The 23,960-nt window shown below is 29.0% G+C and carries 26 protein-coding genes; 14 read left to right on the forward strand and 12 right to left on the reverse strand.

Annotated elements, in window-relative coordinates:
• Positions 1 to 188 precede the first annotated feature (188 nt).
• A complete protein-coding gene (locus L8W56_RS06635) occupies positions 189 to 641 on the forward strand; it encodes a DUF411 domain-containing protein (RefSeq protein WP_220567152.1) in 453 nt (150 codons plus the stop codon).
• Between the two features lie 10 nt (positions 642 to 651).
• On the opposite strand, the gene L8W56_RS06640 is transcribed toward L8W56_RS06635, so the two are convergent.
• From L8W56_RS06640 to exbB, 3 genes are read right to left on the reverse strand one after another with little or no spacing between them, the layout of a single operon-like run.
• Positions 652 to 1,305: an energy transducer TonB gene (locus L8W56_RS06640; protein ID WP_263659790.1), complete on the reverse strand. Its 654-nt coding sequence runs from the start codon at positions 1,303 to 1,305 to the stop codon at positions 652 to 654.
• The gene (exbD, locus tag L8W56_RS06645) at positions 1,302 to 1,691 is read right to left on the reverse strand and encodes a TonB system transport protein ExbD (RefSeq protein ID WP_133319845.1); all 390 of its coding nucleotides are present in this window, start codon (positions 1,689 to 1,691) and stop codon (positions 1,302 to 1,304) included. The genes L8W56_RS06640 and exbD overlap by 4 nt, the downstream gene beginning before the upstream one ends.
• Positions 1,684 to 2,115 (reverse strand): TonB-system energizer ExbB, encoded by a 432-nt coding sequence (gene exbB, locus L8W56_RS06650; protein ID WP_133319846.1) that lies wholly within the window; start codon positions 2,113 to 2,115, stop codon positions 1,684 to 1,686. Before exbB ends, exbD begins: the two co-directional genes overlap by 8 nt.
• Positions 2,116 to 2,273: 158 nt before the next feature.
• Between exbB and L8W56_RS06655 the strand changes: the two genes are divergently transcribed.
• On the forward strand, positions 2,274 to 4,367 hold the full coding sequence (locus L8W56_RS06655) for a TonB-dependent receptor domain-containing protein (RefSeq protein WP_263659791.1): 2,094 nt from the start codon (positions 2,274 to 2,276) through the stop codon (positions 4,365 to 4,367).
• Here L8W56_RS06655 and L8W56_RS06660 read toward each other — a convergent pair.
• The gene (locus tag L8W56_RS06660) at positions 4,364 to 5,899 is read right to left on the reverse strand and encodes a DNA polymerase III subunit gamma/tau (protein WP_263659792.1); all 1,536 of its coding nucleotides are present in this window, start codon (positions 5,897 to 5,899) and stop codon (positions 4,364 to 4,366) included. The genes L8W56_RS06655 and L8W56_RS06660 overlap by 4 nt on opposite strands.
• A 2-nt stretch (positions 5,900 to 5,901) precedes the next feature.
• Positions 5,902 to 7,206: a transcription termination factor Rho gene (gene rho, locus L8W56_RS06665; protein WP_039617780.1), complete on the reverse strand. Its 1,305-nt coding sequence runs from the start codon at positions 7,204 to 7,206 to the stop codon at positions 5,902 to 5,904.
• Positions 7,207 to 7,387: 181 nt separating this feature from the next.
• On the opposite strand from rho, the gene L8W56_RS06670 reads away from it, so the two are divergent.
• Positions 7,388 to 9,733: a heavy metal translocating P-type ATPase gene (locus L8W56_RS06670; RefSeq protein WP_263659793.1), complete on the forward strand. Its 2,346-nt coding sequence runs from the start codon at positions 7,388 to 7,390 to the stop codon at positions 9,731 to 9,733.
• Positions 9,730 to 9,945, forward strand: a complete 216-nt coding sequence (locus tag L8W56_RS06675) for a cbb3-type cytochrome oxidase assembly protein (RefSeq protein ID WP_133319850.1) — start codon at positions 9,730 to 9,732, stop codon at positions 9,943 to 9,945. The genes L8W56_RS06670 and L8W56_RS06675 overlap by 4 nt, the downstream gene beginning before the upstream one ends.
• Positions 9,946 to 9,956: 11 nt before the next feature.
• Here the strand turns inward: L8W56_RS06675 and L8W56_RS06680 are convergent, their stop codons facing one another.
• On the reverse strand, positions 9,957 to 10,262 hold the full coding sequence (locus tag L8W56_RS06680) for a c-type cytochrome (RefSeq protein WP_133319851.1): 306 nt from the start codon (positions 10,260 to 10,262) through the stop codon (positions 9,957 to 9,959).
• A gap of 129 nt (positions 10,263 to 10,391) precedes the next feature.
• Here L8W56_RS06680 and L8W56_RS06685 point away from each other — a divergent pair, with 129 nt between their 5' ends.
• From L8W56_RS06685 to gmhA, 4 genes are read left to right on the forward strand one after another with little or no spacing between them, the layout of a single operon-like run.
• Complete coding sequence (locus tag L8W56_RS06685; protein WP_263659794.1) at positions 10,392 to 10,907, forward strand: D-glycero-alpha-D-manno-heptose-1,7-bisphosphate 7-phosphatase; 516 nt, start codon at positions 10,392 to 10,394, stop codon at positions 10,905 to 10,907.
• The gene (gene rfaD, locus L8W56_RS06690) at positions 10,904 to 11,857 is read left to right on the forward strand and encodes an ADP-glyceromanno-heptose 6-epimerase (protein WP_263659795.1); all 954 of its coding nucleotides are present in this window, start codon (positions 10,904 to 10,906) and stop codon (positions 11,855 to 11,857) included. Before L8W56_RS06685 ends, rfaD begins: the two co-directional genes overlap by 4 nt.
• Positions 11,850 to 13,223, forward strand: a complete 1,374-nt coding sequence (rfaE1, locus tag L8W56_RS06695; protein ID WP_263659796.1) for a D-glycero-beta-D-manno-heptose-7-phosphate kinase — start codon at positions 11,850 to 11,852, stop codon at positions 13,221 to 13,223. Before rfaD ends, rfaE1 begins: the two co-directional genes overlap by 8 nt.
• Positions 13,213 to 13,773 carry a D-sedoheptulose 7-phosphate isomerase gene (gmhA, locus tag L8W56_RS06700; protein ID WP_263659797.1) on the forward strand — a complete coding sequence of 187 codons (561 nt, stop codon included), beginning with the start codon at positions 13,213 to 13,215 and terminating at the stop codon, positions 13,771 to 13,773. Before rfaE1 ends, gmhA begins: the two co-directional genes overlap by 11 nt.
• A gap of 7 nt (positions 13,774 to 13,780) precedes the next feature.
• Here the strand turns inward: gmhA and pyk are convergent, their stop codons facing one another.
• The 6 genes from pyk to L8W56_RS06730 all read right to left on the reverse strand — a co-directional run bounded on the left by pyk (position 13,781) and on the right by L8W56_RS06730 (position 19,183).
• A complete protein-coding gene (gene pyk, locus L8W56_RS06705; protein WP_214114012.1) occupies positions 13,781 to 15,232 on the reverse strand; it encodes a pyruvate kinase in 1,452 nt (483 codons plus the stop codon).
• 12 nt (positions 15,233 to 15,244) lie between these two features.
• On the reverse strand, positions 15,245 to 16,591 hold the full coding sequence (locus L8W56_RS06710; protein WP_263659798.1) for an FAD-dependent oxidoreductase: 1,347 nt from the start codon (positions 16,589 to 16,591) through the stop codon (positions 15,245 to 15,247).
• Between the two features lie 110 nt (positions 16,592 to 16,701).
• On the reverse strand, positions 16,702 to 17,325 hold the full coding sequence (locus L8W56_RS06715) for a type III pantothenate kinase (protein ID WP_133319858.1): 624 nt from the start codon (positions 17,323 to 17,325) through the stop codon (positions 16,702 to 16,704).
• The gene (locus L8W56_RS06720; RefSeq protein WP_263659799.1) at positions 17,312 to 17,644 is read right to left on the reverse strand and encodes a hypothetical protein; all 333 of its coding nucleotides are present in this window, start codon (positions 17,642 to 17,644) and stop codon (positions 17,312 to 17,314) included. Before L8W56_RS06720 ends, L8W56_RS06715 begins: the two co-directional genes overlap by 14 nt.
• Before the next feature lies 1 nt (position 17,645).
• Positions 17,646 to 18,641: a hypothetical protein gene (locus tag L8W56_RS06725; protein WP_133319860.1), complete on the reverse strand. Its 996-nt coding sequence runs from the start codon at positions 18,639 to 18,641 to the stop codon at positions 17,646 to 17,648.
• Complete coding sequence (locus L8W56_RS06730) at positions 18,638 to 19,183, reverse strand: hypothetical protein (protein ID WP_133319861.1); 546 nt, start codon at positions 19,181 to 19,183, stop codon at positions 18,638 to 18,640. The genes L8W56_RS06725 and L8W56_RS06730 overlap by 4 nt, the downstream gene beginning before the upstream one ends.
• Positions 19,184 to 19,329: 146 nt before the next feature.
• On the opposite strand from L8W56_RS06730, the gene gatC reads away from it, so the two are divergent.
• Genes gatC through L8W56_RS06760 form a run of 6 tightly spaced genes read left to right on the forward strand, consistent with a single transcriptional unit; the run spans position 19,330 to position 23,951 of the window.
• A complete protein-coding gene (gene gatC, locus L8W56_RS06735; protein ID WP_133319862.1) occupies positions 19,330 to 19,617 on the forward strand; it encodes an Asp-tRNA(Asn)/Glu-tRNA(Gln) amidotransferase subunit GatC in 288 nt (95 codons plus the stop codon).
• Positions 19,618 to 19,638: 21 nt separating this feature from the next.
• Entirely contained in the window at positions 19,639 to 20,208 is a 570-nt protein-coding gene (locus L8W56_RS06740; protein WP_263659800.1) for a CvpA family protein, read from the forward strand.
• Positions 20,198 to 20,653: a Fur family transcriptional regulator gene (locus L8W56_RS06745; RefSeq protein ID WP_043019516.1), complete on the forward strand. Its 456-nt coding sequence runs from the start codon at positions 20,198 to 20,200 to the stop codon at positions 20,651 to 20,653. Before L8W56_RS06740 ends, L8W56_RS06745 begins: the two co-directional genes overlap by 11 nt.
• Positions 20,654 to 20,664: 11 nt before the next feature.
• Entirely contained in the window at positions 20,665 to 22,167 is a 1,503-nt protein-coding gene (lysS, locus tag L8W56_RS06750; protein ID WP_220567169.1) for a lysine--tRNA ligase, read from the forward strand.
• Positions 22,168 to 23,409 carry a serine hydroxymethyltransferase gene (locus L8W56_RS06755; protein WP_133319865.1) on the forward strand — a complete coding sequence of 414 codons (1,242 nt, stop codon included), beginning with the start codon at positions 22,168 to 22,170 and terminating at the stop codon, positions 23,407 to 23,409.
• Positions 23,406 to 23,951 (forward strand): DUF1882 domain-containing protein, encoded by a 546-nt coding sequence (locus L8W56_RS06760; protein WP_133319866.1) that lies wholly within the window; start codon positions 23,406 to 23,408, stop codon positions 23,949 to 23,951. The genes L8W56_RS06755 and L8W56_RS06760 overlap by 4 nt, the downstream gene beginning before the upstream one ends.
• The last annotated feature ends 9 nt before the right edge of the window (positions 23,952 to 23,960 follow it).

The raw sequence follows: 23,960 nt of genomic DNA on the forward strand, positions 1-23,960 counted from the left end.
TTACAAAATAAAAAGAAGGTTTTAGTATTTATTAAGTGGTAGAAAATCAGAAAAGTTATTTAGAAATTTTATTTAGTAGTAATACTTTAATTTAATATTTTTAATTGACCATAGTTGATATTTTTGGTTTTTGATATAAAATATTAATTTTTATAATGTATTGTATCTTTTTTATTTTTGGAGGATATATGAAAAAATTATTTTTAACTTTAACGCTTGGTTTTACAAGCTTATTGGCTAATGAAAAAATATTAAATATTTACGAAAGTCCCACTTGTGGATGTTGCGATCTTTGGGCTAATTATATGAAAGATAAAGGCTATAAAGTACAAATACACAAAAGTGAAGATTTTTTAAAAATAAAAGAAAAAATGAATATTCAGCCTATGTATCAAAGCTGTCATACTGGCGTGATTGATGACTATGCTATAGAAGGGCATGTTCCTGAAGATGCAGTTGCTTGGCTTTTGGAAAATAAACCTGAGGATGTTATAGGTATTTCTGCTCCTGGTATGCCTCAGGGAAGTCCTGGAATGGAACAAGGTTATGAAGAAGAATATCCTGTAGTTTTGATGCTTAAAAATGGAGATTATAAAATTTATGGGATCTATAAAGGACATAATTTAATCAAGACAAACTAAGCAATTTTGCTTAGTTTATTTTATATATTAATGGTATTCTTATATGAAAAGTTTTTTCATACTGTGGAAAATTCTTAGACGCTATATGTATAGTTTCTAAGGCACTATCGTTCAATAATTCATATTTTGATGGTTTTAATATTTTTAAGTTTAATAGATTTTTATCTTTAGTCCATGTAAATTCTACTAAAATTTCGCCACTCATCCGCATTTTTCGAGCTTGCCTAGGATAAATTAAAGCTTTATCTATAGCTTGCTTAACTTCTTTTAAAAGTTCATTGTTATTAGTTAAAGATATACTTTCTTGAGAATTTATCAGGATGTTTTTTTCTTGAGATGTTATTTTTTGAGATTTTATTTCCTCTTTTAATCGATTTGTTGCTTTAGTATCGGTTGAAGTATTTATTTTTTTAGGTTGAACGATAGGTTTTTCTTTTACTTGTTCTATTTTTTTTATTTTTTCTTGTTTAGATTGTTCGTTTTTTACTTTAGGAGAATCTTGTAAAAATTGTTTTATAGCTATATTAAATTTTTCTTCCTTTGTAGTGTTATGTTGTATATGTAAAAAATTCTTAGTATAAAGAAAAACAAAAAGTAAAGGTAAAAAGATAAATAAAGTAATGAAAAATGATTGATTTTTATGATTACTTATAAAAGTCTTCATCTTTTTTGCTCTGTTAAAATTTGAAAATTTTCATGATTTTTATTTTTTAAAATATCAATAATTTTTACAAAGCTTTCAAATTTTGCTTCTTTATCGCTTTTTAACTCTACCAAGGTTTTAGAATTTATAGTGTCAAAATTTTCTTTTATTTCTTCTATGGAAACTGTTTTTCCATCGATATAAAATTTATTTTCTTTATCGATTAAGATGCTTATTTTGTCTTTATTTTCACTTATGGAATTTGAATTTTCACTTTGAGGTAGATTGATTTTGATTTCACCATGTGCGATAAAAGTGGATATACTTAAAACAATGGCTAGTAAAACAAGCATTATATCTATAAAAGGAATAATATTTAAACCTTCATTTTTTGGCAATTTAAGCATTTTTATCCTTAAAAATACGATATGCATTACTCAAAGTTGATATTTTTCTAAGCAATCCATTATAAGCCATCAAAGAAGGGATGGCAACTAAAATTCCCAAAGCAGTAGCCTTTAAAGCTAGCGATAAGCCAATAACAATAGATTTTACATCAATATTTCCACTTGCTCCCATGTCGTAAAATGTAATCATAATCCCTACTACAGTTCCTAAAAGTCCTACATAAGGAGCGTTAGTGTAAATAATATAAAGCATAGTGATATTTTCACTAATTGCATCATCAAATTTTTCTTGGCATTGATAATCATTTAGTTTAATTTTTCTAAAAAATAAGATGCGTTCTATAGTGCACCATATAGCAATAAATGCCATTAACCCTAAAACAATAAATATAATTAAGTCAATATAAGTTTTTAAAAATTCCATACATCCTCGCTTTAAAAATTTTTGTGATTATATTACTGAAAATTAAATTATTTATTAATAACAATTATCATAATTGATATAATAAATTTATTTTAAATTAATAATTATTATCATAATATTCCAACTTTGAAAATTTTGTTTATTTATGAAAGGAAATAATGAAAAATTATTGCTTGTCAGTTTGTGTTGCTAGTCTTTTGGTCTGTAATGCTTTATCACAAGAAGTTTTATTAGATAGCTCTATAGTGAGTGCTTCGGGATTTTCTCAAGATATCAAAGAAGCTCCTGCTACTATAAATGTGATTGGTAAAAAAGATTTAGAGAGTAAGCCTTATAGAGATGTTGCTGAAGCTATTGCTGATATTCCTGGTGTAGATTTATTTGCTAGTAAGGGAAAAACTGGATCTTATAATATCACCATGAGAGGTATTACCGGATATACTTTAGTTTTGATTGATGGGCGCCGTCAAGGGATAGGTGGAGAAGTAGGACCTAATGGTTTTAATGAGATTTCAAATTCATTTTTACCTCCAATTTCTAGCATAGAAAGAATAGAAGTGATAAAAGGACCAATGAGTACTTTATATGGTTCTGAAGCTTTAGGTGGTGTTGTAAATATCATCACAAAAAAAGTAAGCGATAAATGGGAAACATCAGTTAGTTTAGATAGTATTTTTAATGCACATAAAGAATGGGGCAATACTTATGGCACAAGTATATATTCAAGTGGCCCATTGATGAATGATCGTCTAGGATTAACCTTACGTTTTAGAGAGTTTTATAGGGAGCAATCTAATGTTGAATTTAGTAATGGAAGTGGACAAAGAGTGCAAGGTGATCAGGCTCAAAGTCCTACAAAAGCTAATAATTTTAGTTTAGGAACTAGGTTAAATTACTTAGTAGATGATTATAATACCTTGATATTTGATATTGATTTTTCAAGAAATCACTATGATAATAAAAAAGGCCAACTAGGCACATTAACAAAACCAACAGATAAAAATGATGGCTCTTTAACAGGTGGTTATACAGACACTATGCAAGTGGATAAGTTGGTAACTTATTTAAGTCATGAGGGTGTGTATGAAGATTTTTCGATTACTTCTACCTTGCAGTATAACCGTGTAAGTAACGATGGGCGTGAGGTGGTTGGCCAGGCAAATCAGTCATTTTTAGGGCAAAATAGAGATATAGTTGCTGAAGATATTATCGTAGATACAAGATCAGTTATTCCTTTAGGTCAAAGTCATATTTTAAGCGTGGGTGGTGAATATAGACTTGAAAAAATGCAAGATAAAATCGCTAATCCTGCGAATTTTGATCAGTATTTATTAGCTCTTTTTGCAGAAGATGAGTATAGTATAAGAGATGATTTAAGATTTACTTTTGGTGCAAGATATAATTATCATGAAATTTTTGGAAATAATATTTCACCAAGGGCTTATTTGGTTTATAATCCTACTAGCGAGCTTACTTTAAAGGGTGGTGTTTCAACGGGCTTTAGAACTCCATATGCTAATAGATTGATAGCTGGTGCTTATAATTATAGTGGACAAGGTAAGTACCCTATGTATGGAAATCCGAATTTAAAAGAAGAAACATCGCTTAATTATGAATTAGCTGCTGTTTATAATAATGACTTATTTTATATTTCAGCTACTGGGTTTTTGACAAATTTTAAAGATAAAATTTCTAGTCAAAAATTCGACAAAGATAGTATGATTTCGGGTATTGGAAAATGTGAAGCTGATATATGCTATCAGGCGATTAATCATGGCAAGGTTGAGTATAGAGGCATAGAACTTGGAGCTGGGATTACTCCTATAGAGCATTTAAATTTAGATCTAGCTTATACTTATCTTGATAGTGAAATTAAAGATGCGCAAGATAAAACCATGATAGGAAAACCAGAAATTGATAGTCTAAAACACAATATCATGCTAAAAGCAAGTTATAATATCTTTAGTAAATTCACTCCATGGATAAAAGGCGAATGGCAAATAGATCGTTATATGGGTGATACAAATATTAATAGAGAGTATTATCAAGATGTCTTTTTAGCTTCTATGGGTGTGCGTTATGATATTAATAAAAAATGGAATATTAATGCGGCAATTTATAATCTTTTTGATAAAAGTTTTACAAATGATTGGGAGTCTTATAAAAACAAAGGTGAAGATACTTGGGTAAATACTTATAATCGCATAGAAGAAGGAAGAAGAATTTATATTTCAATCAACGGCAGTTTTTAATTTTGTATAGTTGGGGAGCCAAAGAGCTTATTGAGAGCTTCTTTGGTTTCGTCTTTAGGATCGTATTTTTTAGCATCTTTTTTAAAATTTTCAAAATGTTCATTTAAATTCGGAGTACTTTTTATTTCTTGTTTTATAGGAGTTTTGAATATATCTTGTAATTTTTGGGTATCTATAGTTTCTATTTTTTGAATTTTAATTTGTGTTTTTTCTCCAAAAAGTTCATGAAGTAAGACTTTGATTAATTTAAAGCCATTGTTTAGGATTTTTCTATCATCATCTTTAGCATGTGAGCTAATACTTAAAATATCATCTTCAAAGGAAATAAACTGCGTAGTTTTTTTGAAAACTTCAGCTAAATCATAATCTCTTTTGTAAATAGCTTTTAACAAACTTTCATAAGGATTAAGTTTTTCTTCTTTAATTGTTTGTATAGAAAGAATTTCTTGTTGTTTTGGATTTGGTGTGTTATCTTGTTTTGGACTTTTGCTGTAAATAGCTTCATCAATACTTTTTAGATAAGTTGCTTCTATAAGCATGAAAGCCATAACACAAAGTACAAAACTATCATCATCGCTAGAATTTAACATAGTCTTAGCGCGCGAAAGAATTCTAAAAAATCTTTCGTAAATTAACATAGAAAAAAGATTGTTTTTGGCAAAAAATGCTTCTTTTAAAAAAAATATCATCTCATCGATGACATTACTTGCCTCGTAATCTTCAAATTCTTTTAAAAACTCAAGAACTTTATCTTTATCGCTAGCTAAAATGGCTTGATAAAATTCTTCAATTTTAGATGGATCTAAAAAGCCTAGCATCGCAGTAATTTTTTGTGTTTGTATATGATTTTGACAATATACTATGGCTTGATCTAATAAAGTTAGAGTATCTCTTAAAGATCCGTTTCCACTTCTTGCTATGAGTTTTAAAGCTTCTTTTTCATAATTGATATTTTCTTTTTCTAAAATCCACTCAAGATGATTTAAAATATCGTGGATAGAAATTTGCTTAAATCTAAAATGCTGTGTTCTTGAAAGAACCGTAGCAGGAAGTTTTAAAGGGTCAGTTGTTGCTAGTATAAATTTTACATAGCTTGGTGGTTCTTCCAAGGTTTTAAGCAAGGCATTTGCTGCTTGTGGGGTAAGCATATGCACTTCATCGATAATAAAAATTTTAAACCTAGCTAAAGATGGAGCGTATTTAACTTGCTCGATAAGCTCTTGAATATCTTCTAAGCTTCTATGGCTTGCAGCATCCATTTCTATAATGTCTATATTAGAGCCACTGAGTGAAGATAAACATTGAGAACATTCTCCACAAGGGTTAGCACTTGGTCCTTTTTCGCATACTAGGGCTCTTGAAAAAATTCTTGCACTTGAAGTTTTTCCACTTCCGCGTAATCCTGAAAATAAATAAGCATGTGCTAAGCGGTTATTTTCAAGAGCATATTTTAAGCTTGTAGAAACAGTATTTTGTCCTACAAGCTCATTGAAATTTTTTGGTCTGTATTTAACAGCAAGAGCTTGGAGCATTACTACTCATTCATGATGGATAACAACTCTTCATTGCTTTTGGTTTTTAGCATTTTAGAGTATAAGAATTTTAAAGCTTCTATATCATCCATTTGTGAAATAGCTGATCTAATCGCCCAAATTTTTTGAAGTTTTTCAACACCTTGGAGTAATTCTTCTTTTCTAGTGCCTGATTTTATGATGTTAATTGCAGGGTAAATTCTTCTGTCTGAAATATTTCTATCAAGAACGATTTCGCTATTTCCTGTTCCTTTAAATTCTTCAAAAATCACTTCATCCATTCTTGAGCCTGTTTCTATCAAAGCAGTTGCTATAATGGTTAATGAGCCACCATGCTCTATATTTCTAGCTGCACCAAAAAAGCGTTTTGGCTTATGCAAGGCATTTGCATCAACCCCACCACTTAAAACTTTACCACTGCTTGGTGTGGCAGTATTATAAGCTCTTGCTAATCTTGTAATAGAATCAAGTAATATAATGACATCTTTACCTGTTTCTACCATCCTTTTTGCTTTTTCTATAACAAGTTCAGCCACTCTAACATGATTATAGGCAGGTAAGTCAAAAGTAGAGCTAAAAACCTCGCCTTTAACACATCTTTGCATATCTGTAACTTCTTCAGGACGCTCATCTACTAAAAGTACAATCAAATGAGCCTCTGGATGATTTTTAGCAATAGCGGTAGCTAGTTCTTTCATTAACTCAGTTTTACCAGTTCTTGGAGGTGCTACGATTAAGCTTCTTTGACCTTTTCCTATAGGGGCAAATAAATCAAGCATTCTGCCTGTTAATTTTAAAGGATCATATTCTAATTTGATTTTTTCAGTTGGAAAAATTGGAGTAAGATTGTCAAATAAAGGTCTTTCTCTAGCTTCTTTTAATGGAAGATAGTTGATTGCTTCAATTTTTAATAAAGCATAGTATTTTTCTTGATCTTTTGGCTCTCTAACTTGACCAGTAACTATATCTCCTACACGCAGAGCAAATTTGCGAATTTGTGAGTTTGATACATAAGCATCATTTACACTATCGCTTAAATTTGAGTCCATTCCACGTAAGAATCCATAACCTTCAGGCGAAATTTCTAAAATTCCTGTAAAGAGTATAAAGCCACCTTTTTTGGTTTGTGCTTTTAGAATTTCAAAAATAAGATCTTGTCTTCTAAATTCTCTTGGATTTTCTATTTCTGCTTCATTTGCTATTTTTACTAAGCTTTCTAAATCAAGCAACTTTAAATCTTCTATTTTATAACCTTCAACAGGAATGTGTGTTCTTTGGTGTTGTTTCTTTTCTTTTGTATTTTCCATATATCCTCATAAAATGTAGAAAATGTAGTTTTTGTTTTAGTTTATTCAAAAAAGATTTTATTAAAAAAAATACTTTTTTGTCAAATTTTGGAAATTATAATATAGCTTTGTAAATAATTTTTAAAATTGAAAGTTTGAAAAAATGATAAAATATTGTAAAAACTTATAAAGAAAGTATAAAATGAGATGTAAGCATTGCCAATTAAGCTTTAAACAAGAACAAATGATAGAAAAAAATGGAAATTATTTTTGTTGTAAAGGCTGTGAAAGTGTATATGAAATTTTACAAGAGAATAATTTGGAGGAATTTTATGAAAAACTTGGTAATCAAACTTTAACCCCAGTAACAATAGAATATAGTATTAAAGACTATGAAAAATACATACAAAAAACAAAAGAAGGTTTTAGTGAGGTTTTTTTGCTAATAGAAGAAATTCATTGTGCAGCCTGTGTTTGGCTTAATGAAAAAATTCTCATTAAAAGCGAAGGAGTGATAGAGGTTGATATTAATTCTATTACCCATAAAGCTAGAATTGTTTTTGATGAAAAAAGTATTAATCTAGTAAAAATTATCCAAAATATAGAAAGCATAGGCTATAAAGCTAGTGTGTATTTACCTACAAAAAATGAACAAAGAGCAACTCAAACCAAAAGAGATTTTTATGCGAAATTAATAGTTGCTATAGCTTGCGTAATGAATATCATGTGGATATCTGTAGCTAAATATGCCGGGTTTTTTAGTGGTATGGAAGCTGATATTAAAGATATTTTACATTTTGCTGAATTTTTACTTTGCACTCCTGTACTTTTTTACACAGGCTCGATTTTTTATAAAAATGCCTATTATGCTTTGAAATTTAAAAATGTTAATATGGATACTCTAGTAATTAGTGGAGCAAGTTTAGCTTATATATATTCAGTGTGGGCAATGTTTTCAAGAGCTTCACAGGTATATTTTGACTCTGTGGCGATGATTATTTGTTTTGTTTTTATAGGAAAGTATTTAGAGCTTTTAAGTAAGAAAAAAGCCCTTGATACGCTCGATCATTTGAGATCATTTTTAGGTAATGAAGTAAGGGTATTAAAAAATGAAAAAATAGAAAATATTGATGTAGAAGAGGTGCAAATAGGAGATATTATAGAGTTAAAAGAAGGTGATAGGGTTTTAATAGATGGAGTGTGTATTAGTGGTAATATTAGTTTAGATATATCTAGTTTAAGCGGGGAGAGCTTACCACTTGATGTGCAAAAAGATGATATGATTTATTCTGCTTCTTTAGTTTTAAGCGGGAATGCTTTATGTAAGGCAAATGCGCCTTATAAGGATTCTAAATTAGCTAGGATTATTAATTTACTTGAAAATTCAAGTGCTAAAAAAGCCAAAATAGAAAAAATGGTACAGCAAGTAAGTAAGTATTTTTCGCCTATTATTTTAATTTGTGCTTTGTTGTGCTTTGTTTTTACTTTTTTTGTACTAAATTTAGGTTTTGAAGAAGCCATGATACGCATGGTTTCTGTGTTAATTATAGCTTGCCCATGTGCTTTAGCTTTGGCTACTCCGGTAAGTTCTTTAGTAGCAATTAGTGCTGGTTTGAAGGAAAAAATTTTATTTAAAGAAGCAGGTGTTGTGGAAGATTTGAGTAAGTGCAATGTGACTGTATTTGATAAAACAGGGGTTTTAACAAAGGCTAGTTTGGAAGTTAAAAAAAGCTTTTTAGACGAAAGGTTGGATAAAAATGAATTATTAAATTTCTTACATTTAACTAACCACCCAGTGGCTAAAAGTATTTTAAAATTTTTAGATAGAAAAATAGATAGTAGAATAGAATTTGAAAAAGTTCAAAATTTTCAAGCAAGAGGCTATAAAGCCTTTTTAGACAAAGATGAATTTTTAGGAGGAAACGAGAAATTTTTCAAAGAAAATCATATACAAGTGCAAGAATTTCAAACTACGCATTTTATATTTGCTAAAAATAAAACTATATTAGCAGTTTTTGAATTAGAAGATAGTATGAGAGAAAGCTCTGAAGAGTTGATTGAATTTATGAAAGAATGTAAAATGCAAATTTATATATTAAGTGGCGATAATTTAAATGCTGTGAGTAAGGTGGCTGAAAAATTAAAAATAAATAATTTCAAAGCCTCATGCATGCCAGAAGATAAGATGCAAACAATAGCTAGGTTAAATCAAATAGGTAAAGTTTTAATGGTAGGAGATGGAGTAAATGATGCTTTAGCACTTTCTTATGCAGGTGTTGGAGTTTCTTTAAAAGAAGGTTCTGAGCTTGCTATGGAAAATAGTGATATTATATTGTTAAAAAACGACTTGAAAAGCTTGCAAAAGGCTATACAAATAGCTAAAAAAACTTATCAAATTATTAAACAAAATTTAGCTTTTTCTTTATTTTATAATGCCTTGAGCATGCCTTTAGCTTTTTTTGGTTTGATTAATCCTTTAATTGCAGCTTTATCGATGTCTTTTAGTAGTATAATAGTGATTTTAAATGCTTTAAGGATTAAAAAATGAATGGTGTTTTAATGATGATGATAGGTGTTTCTATGGTTGCTTTATTTTTGGCAATTTGTGCTTTACTTTGGGGGATCAAAAATAAGCAATTTGACGATGATTATAAATTTACTACTTTAAATGATAGCGAAGAAGCTTTAAATGATGCAGTAATTTTGGAAAAAAGAAAAAAAGAAGCTTTGGAAAAGAAAAATCAAGAAAAACAGCCATAAAGGCTGTCAAATTATTTTTTTAAGCTCTCGATGTATTCTTCAATTGCTTTAAAATCTGCTTCTGTTAAACCTTTAAGGTTAATCTTCATGATTGCACCTTGGCCATAAGCATTTCTTTTACCTGCTGCATAATCTTTCATGTATTGTAATCTTTCAGCTGCAGTTAAAGTATTTAAAGCAGGAACTTTATTAAGATAAACTTTATCTGCTTTAGCACCATGACATACTGCACATTTTTTATAAAGTGTAGCACCATCCGCAGCAAAAGCTGAAACACTAAGACATGCCAAAGCTGATAAAACAAGTAGCTTTTTCATTGTATCACTCCTATATAAATTGAAAATAAAATGTTTTTAATTATATGCTTTTTTTATTTAAAGTCGCTTAAAAAACTTTTTTACTTGATAAATTATAAAATCTTAAAAAAAATTCATTATAATTTTTTTATGAAAACAAAGGCGTTATTTTTAGATAGAGATGGAATTATAAATATAGATAAAAAATATGTTCATAAGATTAGTGATTTTGAATTTTGTGATGGTATTTTTGAACTTTGTGAATTTTTTCAAAAGCAAAATTTTTTAATTTTTGTAGCTACTAATCAATCAGGTATTGCAAGGGCTTATTATAGTGAAAAAGATTTTGAAATTTTAAGCTCGTATATGCTAGGTGAGTTTTTGAAAAAAGGCATTAAAATAGAAAAAATTTATCACTGCCCACATTTAGAAAATTGTGAATGTCGTAAGCCAAAACCTGGCATGCTTTTAAAAGCACAAAAAGAATTTAATATAGATTTTTCACAATCTTTTTTTATAGGAGATAATTTAAGTGACATGCAAGCTGGAATTAATGCTGGTATAAAAAATCTATTTTTGATTAATGAAAATTATAATGATAATAAAAACTATAAGGTCTTTAAAAATTTAAAAGAACTTTTGTATTATTTAAAGGATAGGAAATGAAAATTGTGATAACAGGTGGAGCAGGTTTTATAGGCTCTGCTCTTGCTCTAGAATTTCAGGATAAACATGAGGTTTTGATTGTGGATAAAATGCGATCAAGTGCTACTTTTGAAAATGGAAATTTAGAAAGTTTTGGTCATTTTAAGAATATTTTAGATTTTGAAGGTGAGCTTTATGTGGGCGATATTAATGATGAAAAAACTTTAAAAGCTATAAAAGCTTTTAAACCTGATGTGATCTTTCATAAGGCTGCAATTTCAGATACAACTGTTTATGATCAAAACAAAGTTTTAAAGACCAATTTAAACACTTTTAAAGATTTTATAGAACTTGCTTTAGAACTTAATGCAAAACTAATCTATGCAAGTTCAGCCTCAGTTTATGGAGATGCTCCAAGCCCGCAAACTGTAAATTTAAGTGAAGCCCCTAAAAACCCTTATGCATTTTCAAAATTAATGATGGATAAATTAGCAAAAAAATACTTTAATAAAATGCATATAGTTGGGCTTAGATATTTTAATGTATATGGCAAGGGAGAATTTTTTAAAAATAGCACTGCTTCTATGATTTTGCAATTTGGACATCAAATTTTAGCGGGTAAAAGTCCGCGTTTGTTTGAAGGAAGTGATCAAATTTATCGTGATTTTGTGTATATTAAAGATGTTGTGAGTGCAAATTTACAAGCTTTAGAAGCAAAAAGTGGAATTTATAATGTAGCTACAGGTAAAGCAAGAACTTTTCAAGATATAGTAGATATTTTGCAAAAAGAATTAAACACTAATTATCCTTGTGAGTATATTCCTAATCCTTACAAAAATTCTTATCAATTCCATACTCAAGCAAAATTAGATGAGAGTTTTTCATATAAAGCTAAATTTAGTCTTGAAGAGGGTGTAAAAGATTATTTAGATGAGATCAAAAGGCTTTATGAAAAGGAAGTAAATGTTTGATTTTTTAAGTTCTAAAAAGCCAAAAATTTTAGTTGTCGGGGATTTTATGGTGGATCATTATATATGGTGTGATTGCACTAGAATTTCTCCAGAAGCTCCTGTAATGGTGATGAAATCACAAAAAGAAGATAAAAGACTAGGTGGAGCTGGTAATGTATATGCAAATTTAAAAAGTCTTGGTGCTGAGGTTTTTGCTCTGGGGCTTGTGGGTGATGATGAGAGTGGGAGGTTTTTAAAAGAGAATTTAAATGCAAAATTATTAGTAGAAAAAGATAGAAAAACCCCTCTTAAGAGTAGAGTTTTATCACATTCTCAGCAAGTTTTAAGACTTGATGATGAGAATGATTTTGATACTAAATTAGAAGATGAAATTATTCAAGAGTATAAAACAATTGCAAAAGATTATGATGCGATTGTTTTGAGTGATTATGCCAAAGGGATTTTAACTTCAAAAGTAACAAAAGCTTTGATAGAGCATGCAAATACTTTAAATTTACCTATTTTGATTGATCCAAAAGGAAGTGATTTTAGCAAATATCAAAATGCAACCTTGCTAACTCCAAATAAAAAAGAAGCTATTCAAGCTTTGAGTGTAGAAAAAATTGATAATTTAGAAAAAGCTTTGAAAAAATTAAAAGATGATTTAAATTTAGCTTATTCTATTATAACTTTATCTGAAGAAGGAATAGCACTTTTTGATGAAAAATTACATATTATTCCCGCAAAAGCTTTGGAGGTTTATGATGTAACAGGAGCTGGAGATAGTGTTATAGCTATGCTTGCTTATGCTTTAGCCTTAAAAGTTGATATTGTAAAAGCATGTGAGTTAGCAAATGATGCAGCAGCTGTTGTGGTAGCAAAAGTAGGAAGTGTGAGTGCAAGTTTAGAAGAGATTAAAAATCTAAAAAAAGCTTCTTTTGAAGATAAAATTAAAAGTAAAGAAGAGCTTGTGAAGTTGATACAAAATCAAAAAGTAGTTTTTACCAATGGATGTTTTGATATTATGCATTATGGTCATATAAAATACCTTGAAAAAGCTAAAAAACTAGGAGATATCTTAGTTGTGGGTTTAAATTCAGATGAAAGCGTAAAAAGACTAAAAGGAAACTCAAGACCTATAAATTTAGAATTCCAACGCGCATGTATGCTTGCGAGTATGTATTTTGTAGATTATGTAGTGATTTTTAATGATGATACTCCTTATGAACTGATAGAGTTTTTAAAGCCTGATGTGCTAGTTAAAGGAGCTGATTATAAAGGTAAAGAAGTAGTGGGTTCAAATTTAGTAAAAAAAGTAGAATTAATTGACTTTGAAGATGGATTTAGTACTACTAATATAATTAATAGGATTGCAAATGATAAATAAAATTGAAAAGGAATTTATTCAACATCAAAAAACTTTAGAGCAAAGTTTGAATTTAAAAGAGCAAATTGTTGCAGTTGCTCAAGAATTAAAAGTGTGCTTGAAAAGTGGTGGGAAAATTTTAATTTGTGGAAATGGTGGAAGTGCTGCAGATAGCCAACATTTTGCAGCTGAACTTAGTGGAAGATATAAAAAAGAAAGAAAGGCTTTAGCTGCTATTGCTCTAAGCACTGATACTTCTGCTTTAAGTGCTATAGGAAATGACTATGGTTTTGAATTTGTTTTTTCAAGACAAGTTGAAGCTTTAGCTAGCAATAATGATGTATTGATTGGAATTTCTACTAGTGGAAAAAGCCCAAATGTGATCAAAGCTTTTGAAAAGGCCAAAGAAATTGGCACTAAATGTATAGGACTTAGTGGAAAAGGTGGTGGAGCGATGAATGCATTATGTGAGCATAATATAGTCATTCCAAGCGATGATACGGCTAGAATTCAAGAAATGCATATTTTAATCATACACTGCTTATGTGATTTGATAGAAGAAGAATATTAAGTTTGGGTTATTTTCCCAAACTTAAATAATATTCAATTTGATCTTTTTGTAAAATTCTAATTAAATTTGTACTTCCTGCAACACCTACTGGAAATCCTGCAGTAAGGGTATAAACCCCATCTTTTTTCATAAGGCCTTTTTCAACTCCAAGTTTTACAGAATTGCTTAAAAGTTCTGTTAAATTTTCATGCTTTTCTATCAATATAGCAGGTTGAACTCCCCAAACTATACTTAAAAAATTTAAAGCTTTTTTAGAATGAGTAATAGCTATGATATCCATTTTTGGACGATACCTTGCTGTTTTAACTGCAGAAGCACCACTGCTTGTAATGGTAAAAATTGCATTTGCATTTAAATCAGTTGCTAGTTGTGTGCTTGATTTGGCAATGATATCAGTTTCGTTAAAACATTTAAAATTTTCAAATTTTTCATAAGGATAGTTTTTTTCTGTTTCTATAATGGTTTGAGTCATAATATCAACCGCATTTGCCGGATCAATCCCCACTGCACTTTCTTCGCTAAGCATAACCGCATCAGTGCCATCAAGTACAGCATTAGCAACATCTGAAATTTCAGCTCTTGTGGCAGTTTTTGATTTTGCAAGCGAAAAAAGCATTTGAGTAGCAGTGATTACAGGCTTATTGGCCTCATTAGCTTTTTTAATGATGAGTTTTTGTATATTTGGCACTCTATAATAAGGCACTTCAATGCCTAAATCTCCTCTTGCTACCATTATACCATCGCTGCTATTTATAATTTCATCGATATTTTCAACAGCATCAAATTTTTCTATTTTTGCAAAAATAGCAATTTTGGCATTATTTTCATCAAGTATTTTTTTAACTTCATCAATATCATGAGCATTTTGCACAAAAGATATAGCTAAAAAATCAACATCGTTTTTAATGCCCCATGCAAGATCATCTTTATCTTTTTGAGTTATAACATCGATATTGATTTTTGTATTTGGAAAATTAATTCCTTTATTTGAACTAAGCACCCCGCTATTTTCTACTTGGGTTTGGATAAAATCTTTTTCAACTTGTATAACTTTAGTTTTAATAGAGCCATCACAAAGATAGATGTATTCTCCCACTTTTAGCATAGAAAGAATTTCGGGATGATTAATACAGACTTTATAATGTTCATTAGAAAGTTTTTCGCCTTCAAAAGTATCTTTGTAGAAGTCTAGTCTATCTCCACTTTTTAGCTCAAAAGCTTCTGGAATTTTTAAGGTTCTAATTTTTGGCCCGCTAATATCTTGTAAAATTCCAATCCTTGCATTAAGTTCAGCTGCTACTTTTCTAATGGTGGCTAGGTTTTGACTATGATATTCATGAGTTCCATGTGAGAAATTTAAGCGAAAAACATTCACTCCATTAATAATCATTTGTCTTATTGTAGTTTCATTTTCACTTGCTGGTCCAATTGTTGCGACTATTTTTGTTTTTTTTAACATTTCCTATCCTTTTTATAGCAGTTCGCTAGTAAATAAATCTTCATTAAAATTAGCACCCAAGTATTGACAAATAAGTTTTGCATCTCTATAACCATTACCAAGACAACTCGTAGCACCTGGGCTTGGTGTCATATTAAAAATTATACCTGGAATTTCAGTGATGCTAGCCTCTCCAAGCATTAATTCTCCTGCTTTTTTATCAAGCACTTGAGGGCGTACCCCGCCAAAGTTTTTAGCATAGTAAATATCATCTGTTTTTAAACTAGGAACTATTTTTTTAGCATCTTTTACAAAAAGTTTTTTGTTGATATAAGGAATTTCAAATAAATAATTATAAAGAATATAATTTCTAATAGTAGAATCTTTAAAAAGATTAAAACAAATTTTAATTACATTCATATCAAGATTAAGTGTTTTGAAAAATTCAGGTAAAGATTTAAAGCCATGGTATCTTTCTAGCATAGGAATAACTAAAGCAGTAGGACCAAAACGGGTGTTCATGTTAGCTAGTAAATCAGGATCGCCATGTAATGCAGCAAATGGGAGTTTTGGATTTTGCACCATATAAACCTTACCATTTAAAATTTTTCTTTTTGCCATGTAAAAACTTCCTGCAACAGGAAAGCAAGATTTGTCTAAACCTATACCCATTTTATGTGCTAAAAATAACGAGTGTGCGCCTGCATTGACGATAATGGATTTTGCACTATATTCTTTAAAATCTCTTGTTTTTATATAAAAAATATCATCTTTTTTTTCTATAAATACAACTTCTTGATTGTAAGCAACATGAGTATCTTTACCTTGTTTGCAAGCTTGCTCTATGAGATTTTGACTCATAATTCCAAAATCTACTGTGGTATAAATTTCACCTTCTTCTACACCCATAGCTACTATATTATCCGCCCTATCATTGACACCATCTTCACCTAAAACAACATTTGGTTCTATTTGTTTGATTTCATTTTTTGTGTAAAATTTAATATAAGGATATAATTCTTTAAATTCTTCATATCTATTTTTCATATATTCACATTCTTTTTCCCCAACTGCAAGTGCAAGTTTTTGGTGTGAATACATGAATTTATTTTGTGCATTTTGCAAGAGCCCATATTTTACAATCATATCTGCTGTTTTTTTAACTTTTTTTGCTTTTTCCAAGGTATAGTTAGTTTCTATATCACCGCAGTGGATGGTTTGTGAATTACTTGTGCTATGACTATTTAATGTTGCAGCGTTATTGTATTTTTCTAATAATGCAATACTTTTAATATCAGTATATCTTGCTAATTCGTAAAATGCTGCAGCACCAGAAATCCCACCGCCAATCACCACGGCATCAAAGTGTTTTCGATCCATTATCATCAATTCCTTTTGTGTATGTTTGATTTTGCTAATAATATCAAAATATAGTTGTTTTGAGTTTAAATAAAGCTTATAATTGAAAAGCCAAAGATATGGTTAATCTTTTAAAGTATAAAATTTTCACAAACAGCTTTTTTCATACCTCTAAAAATCAAAAATTTATCATAAATTGCATAATCAAAAAAATTTGCAAGAAATTGCCCATCGCCACCTGTGAAATATAACTTTTTATCATATGCACTATCTTTTATAAGTAAATATATACTTTTAAAAACTCCATAACTTAAAGCATCAATAGTTCTTTGGGGAAAGGCATCAAAGTTTATTTGAGTGTTAAGTTCGTGTTTTAAGCGAGAAGAAATACTAGCAAAAGATTTTTTGTAGCTTTCAATACCAGGCAGGATAAATCCTCCAAGATGGATTGAATTTGAAACAATATCCACAGTTATTGCAGAGCCTGCATCAACTACTACCCCATCTTCTATGGTATAGCAAGCTGCTATTCTATCAACTCCTAAATTCTTATAAATAGTATCAAAATTAAAATATGGAGCAAGGTTAATAAATAAAGGATTTTGCTTTAATCTTTGCTCTAAATTTGGATTAACATTGATGTAAAACACTTTTTGTGTCGGCTCATACTGTAAAAATTGTTCTATGCTCATAGAATGAAATTTTTGCTCATTTAAAAAACTTGCAGTTGTATTACCAATATCACACAAAAGCATAACTTTGAATTCCTTTGGTGAATAAATATTCTTTTGCTTTTGAGCAAATTAGAGATTGATGAAAAATAAAATGATTTTTAAATTTTAAATTTAAAATTTGACTTATATTTTGAAAAATATTTTCAAATTCTAAACCCTCTTTTTTTAAAATCTTACTTTTTGCAAAAGAAAATAAAAATAAACAATATTGTTTTTTTGTATTTTCTCCATAAAAGCAAATTAGTTTTTTCTTTTTGCTAAAAGCATGGATATCCAAAGAATTAATATTTTTTAAAATAATTCCATGTTTAATAAGAATATCGCTTAGTTCTTGATTCATTTTAATTTAATTGTAAAACTTTATTGTGATAGAAAAATTTACCATTAGCCATAAAACTTTTTTTATCAATAGCTTCATTTAATTTATATACGGTAAAATCTTTCAGATTTGTATTTAATTTAATTAAATAGCCAGTTTTTTCAAATATATACAAAGAATCATTATATAATGTGCTTTTGGAAAATAAAGCAAATTGAAATTTTATTTCATCAATTTTTCTAAGATTATAATCATTTTTGATAACTCTTCCATCTTTTGTTAATATAAAAATTTCTTTATCATTAATATTTACTTCTTTAATGTTTTCGTTTAAGTATAAAGTTCTATTTGGTGTTACAACGATGATTTTTTGTGCTGTTGCGGCAACCATTGTATCATTTTTAACATGAAGATAGATGATATTATTAAAAAATTCTTCGCTACTTACTAAAATTTCTTTACTAACTTTTAGTGTACTTTTGTTAAGTATGGCTAATTTTCCATTAAGCATAGGGTATATGATAATGGTATTTAAAAAATAAGGATTAGCATAGCGACTATCTTGAGCATAAGCAGTACCTAAATTTTGTAGCATTCTTATACCAAGATTTTTATTAGCATACACTAAAGTATTACTTGCTAAAATCAAAGCTATATCATCCCCGTCTACATTAGCACTTACTACACTTTCGTTAAATTTATGAGAAAATAATTCTTCACCTTGTAAATTTAAAATTTTAAAATTCCCATCATTATCAGCTATAAGAATTTCTTCTTGACGGATATTTAAAATATTATAGTTTTTATCTATTTTTAAAGCAGTAATATTTCCTTTATTGTCTATGAAAGTATTATTGTTTAACTGAGCAATGTTGTTGTTAAAATTAACTATTTTTCCATTAATATTTTTAGAATTATAAGGAAGTTGTTCTAGTTGTGTTGGTTGATAGTATTCCCTTTTAGTGCCACAAGCACTAAAAAATATTAAAGTAATAATAAATAAATAAAAATGCTTCATTTTATTCCTTGATAGTGTTTTAAGCTTGTGATGATTTGCCATAAAGGAGAATTTATAGGTATTTTATTAAATTCAACATCTGCGTTTTTAAAATCATTTTGTTTTAAAAATTCAAAACCTATTAATAGAGTATTATAATCTTTTAGAAAATCTGATTTTTGATTATTTTGGGCAAGCACTATTTGTTTTAACAAAGGATCTATATTAAGACTCAAGGTTTGATTAAGATCTTGATTATTTTGACCCATAATATATATGGTGTATAAATTTGCATTTTTTTGCTTTAATTCCTCAATTAATTTTTGATCTGAAGGATTTTTTAATAGATTATTAAAAATGATATTACTTTCTTGGATATTTTTTTCTTGTTTTATATTATAAATATAACTTCCACTAAAATAAAGAACTAAAAGAGCAATAAGAGCAATAAAATAATATTTGTATTTTCTTATAAAGCGTTCTGATTTGATAAAATTTTCCATCATTTGCTCTTGAGAGCTTAATTCTTCTTTTACTGCTTTCAAATTTTCTTTTAAAGCCATATTTTTCCTTTATTAATATAAAAAATGTTATTTTGTAATTTTAAAGTCTATAATTGTAACATATAAAAATGAAAAAATAAATTATTTTATGTTATAATTTTCAATCTAAACCAAAGAGTTTTATAAAATTAAAATTAAGGTAAATGATGCAAATTGATGATAAATTATTAACTAAACTTGAAAAGCTAAGTGCTCTAAAAATAGCAGATGAAAAAAGACAAGAACTAGAAGAGCAATTAAGCCAAATTGTTAATTTTGTGGAAAAATTAGATGAATTAAAACTTGATGATATAGAAGCCATGACTAGCACAACAAATGGTGGAACCTTATTGAGAAATGATGAGAGTAAAAAATCTGATGTGATAGATACGATAAGCAAGCATGCTCCAAATTCTCAAGATGGATTTTTTATAGTCCCTAAAATAATTGAATAAAATATTTGGAGTTTAGCGTAGATGGAAAATTTTTCGTGGTTTGATGTTTTTGTTTTAGGTTTGACTGTAATTTTAGGCTTAAAAGGCTTGGTGAGTGGCTTATTTAAAGAAATTTTTGGTTTATTGGGTATAGTTGGTGGGGTTTTACTTGCTTCAAGATATGCTAAAGAGGTAGCAGAGATTATCAATAATAATTTTTATGTAATTGAAAATGAAAATCTTGCTATTTTTGCAGGTTTTTTAGTTTTGTTAATCGTGATATGGATAGCATGTATGGCCTTGGGAAATATATTATCAAAAATGTTTAGCATGAGTGGTCTTGGTTTTATAGATCGTATAGGTGGATTTTTATTTGGAAGCGCTAAAATATTTTTAATTTTTGCAATTTTAGTTGCTTGTATTAATAATATAGAATTTTTAAATTCAAGTTTAGAAAAATATGCAAACAATAGTCATACTTTAAATTTACTTAGAAAAACAGGTGAATTTATAATGAATACTGATTTTACTCAAAATAGTTTAGAAAAAATAGAAGAAAGAATTAAAGATTCTAATATAAGTCTAAATTCGGAGGTAAATAATGCAAATTGAAAATATAGAATATGATGTTTTACTTGAGCGCTTTAAGAAGACACTTAAGGATAATGGCTTAAAATATACCAAACAAAGAGAAGTGCTTTTGAAAACTTTATATAATAGTGATATGCATTATACCCCAGAAAGTTTGTATGTGGAAATCAAGCAAAAAAATCCTGAATTAAATGTAGGTATTGCTACAGTTTATAGAACTTTAAATTTATTAGAAGAATCGGGCATGGCTACTTCTATATCTTTTGGAGCTTCAGGGAAGAAATTTGAACTTGCAAATAAACCTCATCATGATCATTTAATTTGTAAAAGTTGTGGAGAAATAGTTGAATTTGAAAATTCTATTATTGAGCAGCAACAAATGTTAATAGCAAAAGAATATAATTTTAAATTAACAGGGCATTTAATGCAACTTTATGGGTTATGTCCGCAATGTAGTAAAAAATAAAGGTAAAATTAATGTTTGATAATATTTTAGAACAACAAAAAATTCAAAAAGCACAAGAATTAAAAAAGCTAGGAATTAATCCATATCCACATTTTTTGAAAAAAGAAATGAGTATAGTCGAATATAAAAATAAATTTGCATACATTAAAGATACGGAAAATCAGCGTGATGAAAAAGTATATGGAGTGTTAGCAGGAAGATTAAAACTTCTTAGAATAGCTGGTAAATCGGTATTTGCCAATATAGAAGATGAGCAAGATAATATTCAAATTTATTTTAATCAAAATATTTTAGGGGAAGAATACTTTGCTATTTTAAAAAAATATCTTGAAGTAGGGGATATTGTTTTGGTTAAAGGTTTTCCTTTTATGACTAAAACAGGAGAATTTAGTCTTCATGTTGAGCAAATTCAAATAGCTACAAAAGCCATAGTGCCTTTACCGGAAAAATATCATGGGCTTACTGACATTGAGCAAAGATATAGAAAAAGATACCTTGATATGATCATGAATAGTGAAGTAAGAAAAGATTTTATTTTGCGTTCTAAAATTGTTTCTTACATTAGATCTTTTTTTGATAATAAAGGATTTTTAGAGGTTGAAACACCAATGATGCATCCTATTGCAGGAGGAGCAAATGCAAAGCCTTTTGTGACTTATCATAATGCTTTAGGCGTGGAAAGATTTTTAAGAATTGCTCCAGAATTATATCTAAAGCGTTTGATTGTAGGTGGTTTTGAGGCAGTTTATGAGATTAATAGATGTTTTAGAAATGAAGGAATGGATTTAACACATAATCCTGAATTTACCACAATCGAGTTTTATTGGGCTTATCACAATTATCATGATTTAATGGATTTAACAGAAGAGCTTTTTGCTATGCTTTTGGATAAATTAAATTTAGATAAAAAGCTCGAATTTGATGAAAAAATAATTGATTTTTCTAAACCATTTGAAAGAATTACTTATAAAGATGCTTTGAAAAAATATGGCGGTTTAGATGATGAGCTTATTAATAATAAAGAATTAATTTTAGAAAAATTAAAAAAAGATGGTTTTGAAGCCAATGAAAAATTAGAATTAGGTCATTTGCAAGCTGAACTTTTTGATAATTATGTTGAAGATAAGTTGATTAATCCCACTTTTGTAATAGATTTTCCTATTTCTATAAGTCCTTTGTCTAGAAGGAGTGACAAGGATAAGGATATTGCTGAAAGATTTGAATTGTTTATCGCGGGTAGAGAGATTGCTAATGGATTTAATGAGCTTAATGATCCGCTAGATCAATATGAGAGATTCTTAAAGCAAATTGAAGCTAAAAATGCAGGTGATGAGGAAGCATGTGAAATGGATGAAGATTTTGTTAATGCATTGGGCTATGCTATGGCACCAACTGCAGGTCAAGGCATAGGAATAGATAGGCTAGTTATGCTTTTAATTAATAAAAAATCAATTCGTGATGTAGTGCTTTTCCCAGCTATGAGACCACTTAAAAATGAGGTAAAAGGAGAGTAAATGTTGGAAAATTTTGATAAAGAAATTTTTGATTTAACCCAAAAGGAGCTAGCAAGACAATGTGATGGTCTTGAAATGATAGCGAGTGAGAATTTCACTATACCAGAAGTAATGGAAGTAATGGGGAGTATTTTAACAAATAAATATGCAGAAGGCTATCCTGGTAAAAGATATTATGGTGGATGCGAATTTGTTGATGAAATTGAGACAATTGCTATAGAAAGATGTAAAAAACTTTTTAATTGTAATTTTGCCAATGTACAACCTAATTCAGGTTCTCAAGCAAATCAAGGTGTATACATGGCATTGTTAAATCCTGGTGATAGAATTTTGGGTATGGATTTAAGTCACGGAGGACATTTAACTCACGGTTCTAAAGTAAGTTCTTCTGGAAAAGTTTATGAAAGTTTTTTTTATGGGGTAGAGCTTGATGGGAGAATTAATTATGATAAAGTTAGAGAGATAGCAAAAGAAGTTAAGCCAAAACTTATTGTTTGTGGTGCTAGTGCTTATCCTAGAGTGATTGATTTTGCTAAATTTAGAGAAATAGCAGATGAGGTTGGCGCATATTTATTTGCTGATGTTGCGCATATTGCAGGATTGGTTGTAGCAGGTGAGCATCCTAGCCCGTTTCCCTATGCTCATGTTGTAAGCTCTACAACACATAAAACTTTAAGAGGTCCAAGAGGCGGGATTATTATGAGTAACGATGAAGAAATTGCCAAAAAAATCAATTCTGCAATTTTTCCGGGTATTCAAGGTGGTCCATTAATGCATGTAATTGCCGCCAAAGCTGTTGGATTTAAATATAACTTAAGTGATGAGTGGAAAATTTATGCTAAGCAAATCATTAAAAATACTGCTACCTTGGCTCAAGTTCTAATAGATAGAAAATATGATTTAGTTAGCGGTGGTACTGATAATCATTTAATTTTATTAAGCTTTTTAAATAAAGATTTTAGTGGTAAAGATGCAGATTTAGCTTTAGAAAGAGCAGGTATTACAGCAAATAAAAATACGGTTCCAGGGGAAACTAGAAGTCCATTTGTAACGAGTGGTTTAAGACTTGGAACAGCAGCTTTAACAGCAAGAGGTTTTAAAGAGGAGCAAATTGCTATTGTTGCAAATTATATAGCTGATATTTTAGATGATATACAAAATACAAAACTACAAGAAGAGATTAAAGTTAAACTGAAAAATTTGGCAAGTAATTTTATTATTTATGAAAGGGCTTTATTTTGATTACAACTATGGATTTGGCTTTAATTAAAATGGTTACAAGCCATTATTATATTAAGCGTAATGCTATAATTAACAAATATGAGCATAAAGGTAGAATTTTTTTTGATAAATTCGAAAAAGTAAATGCTCCTTTGACAGCTAATGTTATACAAGAACATATGGAAAAAAAGATTATTGTAGCACACTCTTTGATTAATAGTTTTGATAAGGTTGAAAATATTGTATTTGATTACAATGGTTTTAACGCAGAGCGTTTTTGGCATAGAGCACAGCTTGTTTTAAGGGAAGAAGGTTTTATAAATTTTACTGCCTATAAAACAAGAACTAATAATCATTTGCATTTGTATATCCATAAAGGACATACTACTTTTAATGAAGCATGCTCTTTGGGATCAAAATTATCTTTGCTTTTTTCTCAAAAAATGCCTGTAGAGTGGAAAGTTTTTCCTAGTATGGATATACCTAAGGAATTTAATATTTTAACTTTACCTTATGAGGTTTATCAAAAAGAGCGTGGCGCTTCTTGGTCTAAACATATGTAATTTTTGAAA

The organism is Campylobacter sp. IFREMER_LSEM_CL1085 (assembly GCF_025772235.1).
In the GTDB taxonomy this organism is placed as follows: domain Bacteria; phylum Campylobacterota; class Campylobacteria; order Campylobacterales; family Campylobacteraceae; genus Campylobacter_D; species Campylobacter_D lari_D.